This window comes from Collinsella sp. HCP28S3_G2 (assembly GCF_052065125.1).
Classification (GTDB): domain Bacteria; phylum Actinomycetota; class Coriobacteriia; order Coriobacteriales; family Coriobacteriaceae; genus Collinsella.
Genome location: NZ_JBQHUO010000044.1, coordinates 1 through 535 on the forward strand (window position 1 = coordinate 1; position 535 = coordinate 535).

Consider the following 535-nt stretch of genomic DNA (forward strand, 5'->3'; position numbering starts at 1 on the left):
AACCGAACGCCCCCGCGGCCCCTCTCGGGCCCCGGGGGCGCCATTTTCCCAGTTGAAGGAATGGTGGAGATGTGTTTCGATGGGTCCGGTGGCCATGCCCCGCCCGCCGCCCGGCACCTCTTCCCAGACTCAGCCGGACGGTCGGTCCGTCTATTCCGTTTTTTCTCCTAGGCTAGGCCAGCGGGGCATCGCCCCTCTCTGCGCGCGCCCTCTCGATGAGCCCCGGCGTCAGGTCGAGATCGCCGAGCGGCACGTCCCCCACGCCGTAGGCGTCCAGCAGCGCCGCCGCGTCCTCCCCGAGCATCGCCCTGAAGGCGCGCGCGGGCGTCGCGAAGCCGAGCGCGCCGCGGGGCTCGGAGTTCACGTGCGACATGGCCAGCGCCAGGTCGGCCGGGGCGAGCCGGTCGAACCTGATCCCGGCGCCCTTGGGCAGCAGCTTCCTGATCTCGACGTGGTTGCGCTCGCAGGCGCCCTTCTGGTCGCTGCGCCTGGGGTCGCAGTAGAACAGCCTCGTCTCGCCCGGCCCCTCGCCGAG

General features: G+C 71.8%; 1 pseudogene. It reads right to left on the reverse strand.

Annotated elements, in window-relative coordinates:
* Positions 1 to 172 precede the first annotated feature (172 nt).
* Positions 173 to 535 (reverse strand): annotated as a pseudogene (locus ACTNB2_RS08870) (IS30 family transposase); the annotation flags it as partial.